The following is an 11,780-nucleotide window of genomic DNA, read 5'->3' on the forward strand; positions in this document are numbered from 1 at the left end:
ATGAGTCGCCCTGGCCTGACAGTGGTGCTTGATCACGCCTCGCGACGGTGTCCCGACTGAGTCAACAGCTAAAAGCCCGTCAATTTCCGTCGCAGGCGTCGATGGCAATCGTGCTTCAATCAGCAGTGCGATGGCTCAGTCTGCCGGCCCGAGAGAGCCACGAAGTTGGTCCCACCCCTCGGGAAGCGACTGCGCTGGGTTAGGTCGCCCACTCGGCAATCGCAGACTCGACTACCCGGAGCATTGATCCTGAACCGGAGCCGTCTGGATAGACGATCCTTGCATCAGCCCTGGCGTTGTCGGAGATGAAACCCGTTGCTGCATGAGCGGCGCGCCGAGTGGCGATGACGATGATGTCCGCCCCGCGGCTCTGCCCCTTCAGCGACTGATTGCCCACCTTGACCGCGGACAAAGCGACACGCGCCCCCGGCCATTGGGTCTTGATGGCCGATTGGACCCGGGCCAGCGTCCCAATGTCGAGGCTGTACAGGAGGATCTGTGGATCCAGGCTCGAAACGTGTTCGGCTGCAGCATCAGCGTCTGGTTCGACCTCCTGGACGGTCCAGTCTAAGTCCAGCTCAACGTCGTGGCAGATAAGCCCCGCGAGGTTGCGGAGCGAGACGGGCAGTCGCCGCTTCTGCGCGTTAAGGGGTGCAAGCAAGGTGGTCACGAAGCCGCTGCGGCCAGCGGCGTCGACAGCCGGTCCACAAACGAAGGCGTCCGCGATGTCCAGAACCCTCGTCGCCGTGGTGACGGCCACCCATTGCGGAGCGTAACTGCGGAGGTCGTCCAGCAGTTCGCGATAAGTGTCTCGCCCCGGTCCGCCGCGCAGGAAGATCTGGATCAGTGAACAAAGGGCGCCCAGGTCACTCGGGGCAAACCGCTCAGAAAGCAGGTAACGACGGATGAGGGCCATCGCCGTTGCCGAAGCCGGGTTTTCTGGATCATCTGTTTCCAGGAACCAGGTGACTCCGGCGAGGAGATCATCAACGGCCAATTCGGAGAGTCCGTCGACGGCGGCGGCTAGTTGGTCATCAATCGACGACGCTGGCGCCCATTGGTCGGCCGTCCCCGCGTCGATATTGACCTGGCCCGAAGTTCCCAGATGCTCCACCCAAGCCAGCCACGAGTCCTGAGCGACAGGTTGGGGAACCTGGTCCATGTGCGGCGCCTGGTCGACCGACTCCTGCAGGGTTCCGACCAAATCGTCCTCGGACTCATCTACGGAATCTTCGGCCGTCGCTTGGTCGATCACCTCGTTCGCAGGTGCCGCTGGACGCGTCTCATTCGAGACCACCGGCAGGAATATCTGCGGTGCGTCGACCACACTCGACGCTGCAGCCAGAGCGCGCGCCAGCGCGAGAACGTCGGGAGCCACGCCCGAGTTCTCCTTGAATGCAACTGCCATGGCGATGTCCTGCCGAAGCAGCGCGACCAGCGCACAGACGGTGGCGACACCAGCGTCCTTGGTGCCGAACAACGTGGAGTCCGCCAGCATGGCGATGTCTGGGTCAGAATCTCGGATCAACGCGATGGCCGCGTCGAGTCCGTCGGCACCCAGCACCGGGATCACTCGGGCTCGCGCCCAGGCGCCGAGGACGGCCTCCCTAACGAGTCGCGGGGGGTCTGTGTAGACCAAAGTTGGCAACGATCCGTGCGTCAGCAGGTCCTGGTCATGGCCGAGTTGCGCAAGGCGGCGAATCTGGAGGAAGGCAACATTCTCGTGCGAGATGCCGCCGAATCCTTCGATCTCCTTCAGCAAAGTCAGCGACGTCTGAACAGCACCGGACGCAAGCGCTAGATCGAACTCACGCAGCATTCGACCAACCGGACGGGCTGCGGTCGGCGTCCGCAACGATGTCTCGGCGAGCGAGCTGACCAAACGCTGCAGCGCGCGAAAGGTCGGTCCGGCCGATTCCTGAGTCGGGCGCAGTTTGAACGTGGTGGCCGGACCCACAAGATCCAGAATCGCCCGTTCCACAGGGTCGGACAGGGCGAGGGGCGTCACTCGGCCGTCGAAGGAACACCAACTATGGGCAACAGCTGCTTCGAGGAGCGGACGCACCCGCCCGGCATGAGCACTGTCCCAGCAGACTACGTAGAGGATGGCGGGAAGCGCCGCGAGATCGCGACGCGGCAGGATCAGGGGACACTCGCCGCGCCTTGAGAGTGCGGCCAGGAACAAGCCGATTGTGTTGACGATCTGATCGTTCGGGTCCGTGTTGGGCCAGATGCTGTTGGGGGGACCAAAGAATTTGGAAATGAACTCATCGGATGTACGGGTCACTATGCGTCGCCGATCCATCGGGTCCGCAACTCGAGGCGCTGTCTTGCAGCCTCCCCGGGATCGACTTGGAAGTCGATGCTCTCCTCATTGACCTGGACACCGTTCCAGGTGAAGTTCATCGAGCCCTTCATCAGCCAGGTCCAGCCCACCAGAAACTTCTCGTGTAGGTCCGGACTCGAGTAGATCGAAAGCAAACCGGGGTCGCAGACGCTCTCGACGCGTTCGACGAAGCGTCGGTTGTGCTGTTCCTCGCGTAGGGCGACGTGGATGTGCGTTTCGCGACGGCTCAGCGCGGCGAGCACCTCCGTCAACGTCAGGGTGGTGCGCGCGTCAGCGCCAAGGACGGCGTCGAACTGTCTATAGGCGTTATCGACCACCGGAAGATCCGTGACCCAACCGCTGACCAACCAGAGTTCCCGGCTCGGCGAGCAGAACTCAGAAAGTAGCGCCGCCGTAAGCACGTCACCAATGGCGAGTCCGTTACGCGGTCGGGTGCGCACCGTTCGTGACCTCACTGCAGGTCCTCTGCCAGCGACAGATGCACTCGGACAAGGCCATACCGCCAGTTGATCGCCGTCACCCGCGCGTAGACCCGCAGTCCGTTGCGTTCAACCGGAGTCACCGTTGCGTCACGCAGCGCCCCGGCCATCGTCGTGCGCTTCGGATACGGTGCTGTGAGTACGACGCGCCCTTTGCGCTCGACGGCCTCGACGTAGCGCGAGAGCCACCTGGGGTCGGTAACGTCGACCTGTTCTGCGCCGTCCCTCAACGCCCGGTCGAAGATCCGCCGTTCTACTACTACGTCGCTCCGATAAGGGTGCCAGTGTTCAAGGCGCTGCGAGCGTGCAGACGGACCGCGTAGCCATAACATCGAGAAGGCCATGTCACCAGTCAGCGGGAGGATCGAAAAGCCGAACTTGCCCTGGCTGGCGTGGAACACGACGGCACGAGCGTCCAACTCCACACCGAGTCGCGTCTCCTCGGTCACCCACGCGTGTGCCAGGTTCGCGACAACTTGGTCGATGGTCGGCTTCGAGCCGGGCCGTAGCATTCGGGCGGCGAAGGTCGAGACGAGTAAGTGACTGGGAGGTCCGTCGTGCTCGGTCCAAGTCTGGAGGAGGGTTTGCAATGCGGCATCCATCGCGCGGATGCCCTCGGCTGACCGAAAGTCTCTGACTGCGGGCGCAAACAGCGAATTTGGGTCGACCAGGTCGTTTACGAGACGGCTCATCGAATCGTCGACGTCCTCCGCTTCTGTCGGCGAGCAAGCGCGGGCGACGGCGTCCCAGAAGTGACTCGGATTGAGGGCATAGTCGCGATGCAGCGACTCAAGGAGACCCAATCCCCCGATAGAGGTTTCCGAGATGATCACCCGGAACCGACGGTCATCGTCGATTTGAATATCGACCATCAGGTCGGCGTCCTGAGCGTCGGGACTGCACTCTTGGACTGCCGTTAGGACGGCACAACCGAGGGTGTCGGCCAGGGCACGATCGAGCAGGTCAGAGGTCTGCGCGCTCAGGTCGTCGGTGGCACACAGAAGACCGTGTTCCTCGATAACGGAACACACCAACGGCGTTGTGATCAGGTCCCGGAGTCCCGCCAGAACGCGACTGTCAAGAATCAAGCTCTCATCGGTCCGGTACAGGACCGCGAAGAACTGCGTCAGATTGTCGGCCCATCGACCGCTAGCAAGCGCCGCCGTTGCGTCGGCAGAAGAGCCACCGTTGAGTCGGAATGACACGTAAGCATGCAGGTAGACCTCGATGAGCCAGCCGAGTTGGAACCCGTTGGCTACTTGCACGAGTCGGGGGTCCTCAAGCACGCGTCGACGAAACGCCAACGTTCGCCACGCCGAGGACGACGGGAAGTCACCGAGCCACTCCGGAGCGTTTCCAGGTAGTCGACCGGAAAGGATCATGCCATCGACATCGATCTCGAATCCGAGTGCGGCCGCCTGGCCGTCATGGATGTACCGCACCGAGAACGGAGTCCGGCCGGAGACTGATCCGCGACGCTCCTGCAGTTCTCCATCAGATCCGATGGTCATGCGTCGCACGCGCAGCGGACCTCCGGTTACGTGCAGCGCGAACGCACACCGATCGACAAGACTAGACCAGGCCGACGGCGTCGGAATGTCGACGTCATGTAGGGCGCCTTCGTCGTACTCAAACGCCGATCGCCACAGCGGTTGGGCTGACGAACTGTCGGCAACCTCCGGTGGGGGCTTCTCGAGCCTGAGCACCAGGGGCCTTACTACGGTGAACTCCTCACCGCGCGCTGTCTTCCAGACTCCCAAGGCGTGGCCCTTTTCAATGACGTCAGTTAGGGCGAGGTCCGTGCCCAGCGCTGGCAGTTGCAGCCACGTGCGGTGGCTGGCGTGGCTGTACCCAAAACGCCGTCGAACCCGACCTGGGACGGCTTCGCGCAGCGCCGCGTCAATCGGCATCGCCGTTTCGTCTTCGCCGTCTACCCGAAAAGGGAGCACGAACTCAACGTCGGGTGTGTTGAGCGAATCGAACAACGTGTTCGTCATGAACTCGGGAAGCGGTTCCCGTCCCTGAGCGCCGGGATCGACCTCCCCGGCCAGCGGCGTCCAGCCTGACTCCAGCCGACGTAAGGCCGTGGGGAGGACGGAGAGCAGCAGGGAACGTGGCTCTTCGCGGAGCGCGGCCTCGGCCTCGTCAGCCGAGATAGACAGGCTCCGCCGCAGATGCTCGGCAAGTTCGCTCTGGAGGTCGACGCTAGCGAGGAGGCTCCGCAGCAATGTGACCACTTCGGGAGCGCGGTCGTATGCGACCCCCCTGTATGGCGGCCGCAGCGCCCACCGTCCGTCGACGTTTATCCGGCGCGTGATCCAGTCGATGAGCGCGTGCGTGGCCTGGATCTTGATAACGAAGCGATTACCTATGGGGAGTGACCGCGCGCCGATCTCGGGATCGAGCAACTTCTCGTAGGTCTGGTAGGCGATCCGATCGCGGCCATAGTCAGAGAGCACCACCGCCGTGATCGGACGCATTGCCAATCGACGACCCGCTCGGCCCCGTCGCTGCAGAAAGGACGCCATGTCGCGGGGGGCCTTGTGCTGGATGACTGCCCCGACCCTTGGGTCATTGAAGCCGACTTCCAGCGACGACGTGGCAACGATGATGTCAGCCGTATTGTCAACTCCGGCATCCTGCGACGAAGTCCGCGCGACTCGAAGTCTGCGGCTCATCCGGTTCAGATGTGCGGGCAGATCCCAGGACTGACCATCCCGATAGCGAGCGCCGGCCTGGGACGCCGAGGGCGAGCGCAGGTCGGCAAGGATCTGACCGCCCGCCAACCCCCGCGGGTCTTCGCCCTCCGCGTCACGCAGATTGTCGTGCAGACGATTTATGACATCGAGGTCGTCGGTGAAGGCGAAGGCCACCGATCCATAGATGCCGGGTTGAGTGTCTAAGACCCGCCCGAGCAGCATCAATGTCTGAATGGTGGTTGACAGCAAAGACGCACCAGAGACCGGATCGCCGCGAAGCACAATTCCGTACTCGCGACTCGTCGGGAGCAAGTCAGTGTTCGCGGGGCTGATCTCCCCGACGTTGCCACGCTCCACGCCGGTCAAGTCCGCAAAGAAATCTGCGGCATTGCGCAGTGTCGCTGAGAGCCCGACCATCACCGGACTCGGCGTACCGTGCTGCCGATTGGCGTAGCGCCATCGACGGAGCATTAGCGCCACCTGGGCGCCGTGGACACCTGTGTAGGTGTGCACCTCATCAAGAAGGACCAGGCGGGTGCCGTTCGAACCCTTCCAGCCGAGGACACCTGCGAGGTTGGAATCCGTCGACTGCTTGCTCAACATCTCCGTGGAACTGAACAGGATGTCCGGAGGGTAATCCTTGAGTGATGCCCGGGTCAGGGCGAGCGTGCCCTCCATAGTCTGCTTTCCGCATCTGGGGCAGACCAGTCTCTCCACGCCTTGCAATCGGTCGGCATCGGTCCACACCAGATGGCTGCCGCAGTCGTCGTCCAGGCATGGAAAGTACGGAGCGATCCAACTTTCGCCCTGACGTCGCCATCCCGTGGGGCCCGCCGACCGAGCGAAGTCCTTGGTACTGAACGGAGTGTTGCCGTAAAGCAGTCCAACCCGGCCGGGCCTGCTGCCCGCACCGCGAAGTGGTCCGAGGTCCGTGATAACCCGAAGTGTCTCCCTTGCTTGGTCGCGTAAGAGTTCGTTGCGCGGGTATAGCGCTAACGTGTGCGGGCCCTTCCTAGCTACGTCGATCGTTGCGGCGATGTCCAGCAGCGCAGGTAGATAGAACGCGCGGGTCTTGCCGGAACCGGTGCCTGCCGTGACGATTCGGCCCACCGGATGCGGTTCTCGTAGGGCGGACAGGATCGACCGCGTTGCCTGCACCTGGAATTTGGCCGAGTGGTCGCTGCCAACGACACTGCGTACGACGTGGGTTTGCGCCGTCGTCCAGCCGTCGAGCTGCTCCAGCTCCCCGACCAGATCCGTCACCGTCACAGAACGGGCGGGGTACCTACGTGGAGAGACCCTGAGACGAAAGTCCGCCACCAACGGGCTTGATTGCCGCCACCAATCGACCTTCGTCTGATCCTTGGGGAGCAGTTGCCGAAGGCTCCGCAACAACCGAAGCGTCTCGGCAAGCCGAGTGCGATACCGCGGTTTGATCTCAGGCAATTGGTGCAGCAGGCCGACGTCAAGGAGGTGCTCAAGGTACTGGTCGTTGGACAGCAGGACAGCGCCTCGGGCGGCGTCGAGGTCCAACTGCGCCTCAATGGCCTCACCGACCTCGGAGGCACTGAGGAATCCGTCAACCACGCCCCAGGACAGCAACCCCAGTTCGAGGTCCTCAAGCCGAGTCAGGAGGTCGGGTACACCCGCCCAACGGTCTTCGGTCACGAGGTGCTCAGGAAGATCTGTTCAGCGAGGGACGGTTCGTTGCGGATCAACGCTACCTCCTCGTCTGTGACGTCCGAAAGCGGTAGTCGCCCCCGGTGGGCACTGAAGCGTGCGAGCAGGGCGTTGAGGTCACCAGACTCCTCAATATCCGCGAGAATGTCCTGCACGTGGTCCAGGTTCAATCTGAAGAGCGCGATGTCTGACTTCGTAGGTGCGGCGGCCGCGGACAACTGCAACTTCCGTATCCGCTCCTTGACTTGGGCCTGATTGGGGCCAAGGCGAGGAAGCAGTGCTAGGGGGAGCGCTCTGAGTTGAGTCTCGGCCCATTCGCGCCACGCAGCTTGATCGCTCTGAGCAATTTGGGCGCGTATCCCGGCGACTTCTCGGACTCGTGCATTAAGATACTGGGCCGTCGGACGGCCCTGAGACGCGACCCGATCCCGGAGCGCCTTTGCGGGCTTCTCCAACTCCGTGGGCGTTGCGACGGGCACGTGCGCAGCCGTCAACGCACGGTGCACGACCAGAGCGCTCGCGAAGCCAGTGAGTTCTGCGTCGAGCTTGTTGAGGGCGGTTTGAGTCTGGCTCTGATCTTGCGACGCGCCTTCGTCATCCCGCTTAGCACGCGCCAACGATGCGAGTCGCTTAGCTCGCAGCATCAGCGTCTCGGTTGCTATGACGTCATTCATGTGACTTCCCTTCTTCGCTCGAGGTTGGACCGGCGTTGGGCTCAGTCAGAATTTCGAACCATCGCTCGATAACGCGCTCGATCTCGGCGTCGAGGTCAGCAATCGATCCGCCGTCCGCGGTCGCGTCACGCAGACCCGCATTGATCCATTGAGTGCTCGTTTCCAGATAGTCCACGATCGCGGCCAGGTTTCCCTGGATTTGGGCTCCTACCAGCCCCAACAGGGCGAAGCCGGTCTCCCCATTGGCGGACTCCAACAACTTTTCCAGTTGGGCGATCCCGGCCGCGTTCCAACTGCGCGCTGAGGCGTTGAGGTCGGTCAGTGCAGCAAGATTAGCGACCTTGACCAGACCGTAGGCCTGCCCGGTCGTGGTGGCTTCAATGATGGCGTCCACGGTGTCGGGATAACTGAGACCCTGCGGTAGTTGGCCGCGGATTCTCCCGACGAGGGCAGCCCAGTGGTCGATCTGGTTCTGGCTCGCTCGAATTAGCCCCCTTAGTTCCTTGTCGGCGTCTTCGCACCACTGGGGCACCACTAGCTTGGCGTCCGAGGCCGCTGCCGCCTTGGCCCTACGCACAATCGCAGTCATTCGGTGTACGTCGATCGCATGCACTGCACCACTGCCTTGGGCCGCGCCGACGCCGGTAAGTAGCCGATCGATCGCATCACCCCGCGCCGCAACGTACTTCGTATAGGCGTCCATCCACTCGGGGGAGCGAGCCGATGCGTCGATCCGACCTTTGCCGTCGTCACGCCAGAGCACCGCGTTGATCAGATCGATATCGCTCGGCTTCGCTGGGAGTTGTCCGCAGGCCGCCGCACCCCGCAGCAGTGAGCCGGCGGCATCCGTGAGCGAGTCGTCGTCAATCTCGAGCACCGCCACTATCCGCGCTCGGGCGTGGTCGATGCAGCCGTCCACAAGAGCATCGAGACGAGGCAGCGCCTCGCCGGCTAACTGCGGCAAGCCGGCGCCGATGAAGACCAGGCCGCGCAGCATCATCGCCATCCGAGCGGAGCGCTTCACCGTCACCATTGGAGTCACGTTGAGATGTTCGTCTGAACCTTCTATTGAAACGGTCCGGGTGCCCGCTGGGATCGCCTTAGACACCGTCGGGGCGTCTGGATCCTTGATGACCCGCTCGAACCAGTCCACTCGTGCGATCAACGCTTCCCGAACGACGATGCGGAGTTCACTGGCGAGCGTTGGGGGCATCTTCTTGCCGTTCGCCCAATCATCGATTGCTTCGATCTTCCTTTTGACCGACCGTGGGATCTCGCCCGAGGCATCGTAGTTGCGCGGCCGATCGCCGTCGGTCCGGGCGCGCTCGGTCGTGTCAGTGGGGTGGTCAAACAGGGTCTCGGGGATCGGTTCGTGACCGAACGCGGTTAAAATTCCCTGATCTATCTCCGTGCGACCGCGGTCGCCCCAGAAGTTCAAGACCGTCTCGAGGCGCCCAGCCTCTCCTTCGGAGTAATCAGCCTGGATCTTCTCCTGGACATGTAGCGGCAGGCGCGGCAGCGCCATCCTCGTCGATTCCTCGGCGAGGAAGGAGGGCAGGGGGAACTCGCCAGCTTCAATCACATCGACGTTGTCGTTGAGGACGTCGCGGATCGCTCGGGAGAGGACCTTCCGTGGGTTGAAGTTGGAGCGGCCCTTGCCGTCTGGAGACTTCTCCGCACAGGCATTCACGGCGCGCACAATCGCGAGTTCGTTGTAGGGGTAGAGACCGTAGCCTGTACTCGACACTCCGAATGAACCGTGACACGACGGCTGATAAACGCATTTAGCGCAGGCATTAGGGACGCCCGGGAATTCAGTCTCGAGGGCGTCCTTGCCAACCCGGGCTGCATTCAGATAACGACCAACGAAATCGACCAGCTCCTGCGCGTCGGCCCCCGCAAGGTCCACGTCGACCTCGTATAGCGGCGACGTCGCCTCCGAGCGTCTACGAAAGGTCTCGGGTAGCGACTCGTGGTAATAGCCCGGCGTCACTGCCATCATTGTCCGCAACGTTGCATAGCGCTCAACGCCCTGGACGACTCCGACCTCGACGATCGCGTCGAGCAGGTCGCGGCGCACGCCCTGGATCAGCGCGACGTCCTCGATCAGCAAGACGATCTCTTGACCGACCAACTTCTCGCGAATCTTCTTGAAGGCCTCGCTTACATCACCGACACCGAGGCTGGCAGCTTTGGTAACCGCTACGTCGAGCAGTCCATTGAGCAGGCGCACAGCCTCAGCCTGCATTGGGCCATTGTTGGAAAGCCGGGTGAATAGCTTACGAGTCGCTGCCGCAGCGTCCTTGAGGTTGGCGTAGTCCACGATGTCGAGTGGAAGTTCATCGACGGTGAATTCAAGTGGGATGTCGGGTTCGTCGGGGTCGCGACCATGCAGTGCATGATGGGCACGTCGTTTGATGAACGATCCGGGCCGAAGGAGGTGGCTACGAAACAGAGGATCGAGGAAGAACAGACTCAGTCCGTTCTCCCCGACGAGTGCCTTGCCATGAGGAGTCTGAGACTCGTGGGTGCGGAGTGCCTCAGCCAACTCTGCGAGGATCTTCTGTTCCATCTCCTCGACCGTGACGCCGCTACCAAGGCTTCCGATTTTCCGACGAATATCGTCGAAATCGGGGTCGGCGTGGTCGAGGAGCAGCCTTTCGACAACATCCTTCAGGCTGGTCTCGGTCTTCTGCAGATAGATCACGTGACGTTTCTGCTTCTTAGCGATTTTCGCGTGGGTCCAGCGGACCAGATGAGATTTTCCGGCTCCCGACTCGCCAAGGACTGTCGCTACGAGGACGCCGTTATTCGGCGCGCCTTCAAGGAACTCCCGAAGGACCGTGTCCTCGCTCACCGTTTCGATCCCGTCGCGGCCGCCTCTTCCTCCGCGCCGACTGATCCGCAATGGCGAGTGTGTAGCAAGTAGGACCGCGTCCGAGGGCGTAGCCGCTTCGGTGGGTATCGTGGCGGTGACGACCTCGGAGGACCAGCAAACGACGTTGACCTGTGTATTCATCGGGTGTCTTTCGTGATTGTCACGGCCGAGACGTATCGCGGCTTCCCGTGCTCTTGGGCGTCCGGCAGCGCCATCACACCCGACGGGTCAGACTGGTACGTCATAGTCAGAAGGTGACGTTCCTCTGCGCTCGCCAGCGCGAGTCCGAGCGCGCGCACACCTCCATCCGAATCGTCGCCGAGGCCCGGATAGGTCGCACTCGGATGGCCAGGCAGAACCGGCAACTCATTGCGGAGAAACTCAAGCAGACTGCCGATCGGGATTTGCGCTCCCTTCGCTAGCGGCTCACCGAATGGATACCGGATGGCATCAATGACCGCGACGGTAGGGTCGGGGACGACCTTCGCCCCGGTCACTTTTTGACCGGAACCGGTCACCATTGACGTCAACGCCGGCCGGCCAAATCCGAGCGCCTCGCACCAGGAACGGAAGGTGTTCCAGTGAGCACCGTTCGTGAACAGTTTCGTGGGCATTACTGGCGCTACGTTGACCGAATAGTCCAGTGGTTCCGTCGGCGACTGGCGCAGCAACCAGATCAGCCCCGCGCGGACATCGGGCGCGCCCTCGAAGCCGTCCCCCAACTCGTCCGGCGGCCTGACAAGGCGGTTGCGCAAAAGGCGCAGAAACGCGTGCGGGCTGTCGACCTTCGCGCAACTGTGCAGGCCCTCGCCAGAGCGCTCAACAAGCCTGAATTCGACCAGGCCAGCGAGCGCGCGTTTGACGTGTGCGCCATCGCCGGGGGTATGGGCTCGCATAGCTTCGGGGACGACCAGGGCGAGGATCTCGTCTCTATTCAGATCCGGGTAATCCATGATGGCCCAATAGGTCAGCCAGAGGGCTTGCGGAAACCCTGCCGCCGGGTTCGGGTTCAGAATGTCCACA

At 62.5% G+C, this 11,780-nt stretch carries 6 protein-coding genes; all 6 read right to left on the reverse strand.

Going from position 1 to position 11,780, the window contains the following annotated elements:
* Nucleotides 1–199: 199 nt before the first annotated feature.
* Genes dpdD through M6D93_RS15195 form a run of 6 tightly spaced genes read right to left on the reverse strand, consistent with a single transcriptional unit; the run spans nucleotide 200 to nucleotide 11,779 of the window.
* Nucleotides 200–2,287, reverse strand: a complete 2,088-nt coding sequence (gene dpdD / locus M6D93_RS15170) for a protein DpdD (RefSeq protein ID WP_249770343.1) — start codon at nucleotides 2,285–2,287, stop codon at nucleotides 200–202.
* Nucleotides 2,287–2,787: a phospholipase D-like domain-containing protein DpdK gene (dpdK, locus tag M6D93_RS15175; protein WP_249770345.1), complete on the reverse strand. Its 501-nt coding sequence runs from the start codon at nucleotides 2,785–2,787 to the stop codon at nucleotides 2,287–2,289. Before dpdK ends, dpdD begins: the two co-directional genes overlap by 1 nt.
* Before the next feature lie 11 nt (nucleotides 2,788–2,798).
* Complete coding sequence (gene dpdJ, locus M6D93_RS15180) at nucleotides 2,799–7,193, reverse strand: protein DpdJ (protein WP_249770347.1); 4,395 nt, start codon at nucleotides 7,191–7,193, stop codon at nucleotides 2,799–2,801.
* Nucleotides 7,190–7,879, reverse strand: a complete 690-nt coding sequence (locus M6D93_RS15185) for a hypothetical protein (protein WP_249770349.1) — start codon at nucleotides 7,877–7,879, stop codon at nucleotides 7,190–7,192. Before M6D93_RS15185 ends, dpdJ begins: the two co-directional genes overlap by 4 nt.
* A complete protein-coding gene (gene dpdH, locus M6D93_RS15190) occupies nucleotides 7,872–10,898 on the reverse strand; it encodes a protein DpdH (RefSeq protein WP_283818590.1) in 3,027 nt (1,008 codons plus the stop codon). Before dpdH ends, M6D93_RS15185 begins: the two co-directional genes overlap by 8 nt.
* Complete coding sequence (locus M6D93_RS15195) at nucleotides 10,895–11,779, reverse strand: hypothetical protein (protein ID WP_249770353.1); 885 nt, start codon at nucleotides 11,777–11,779, stop codon at nucleotides 10,895–10,897. The genes dpdH and M6D93_RS15195 overlap by 4 nt, the downstream gene beginning before the upstream one ends.
* Between the last annotated feature and the right edge of the window lies 1 nt (nucleotide 11,780).

The organism is Jatrophihabitans telluris (genome assembly GCF_023516435.1).
Classification (GTDB): Bacteria; Actinomycetota; Actinomycetes; order Mycobacteriales; family Jatrophihabitantaceae; genus Jatrophihabitans_A; species Jatrophihabitans_A telluris.

What these genes read in the sequence shown, in the direction of transcription:
- M6D93_RS15185 (WP_249770349.1), bottom strand. Translation starts at nt 7,879, where the DNA reads ATGAATGACGTCATAGCAACCGAGACGCTGATGCTGCGAGCTAAGCGA.
- dpdH (WP_283818590.1), bottom strand. Translation starts at nt 10,898, where the DNA reads ATGAATACACAGGTCAACGTCGTTTGCTGGTCCTCCGAGGTCGTCACC.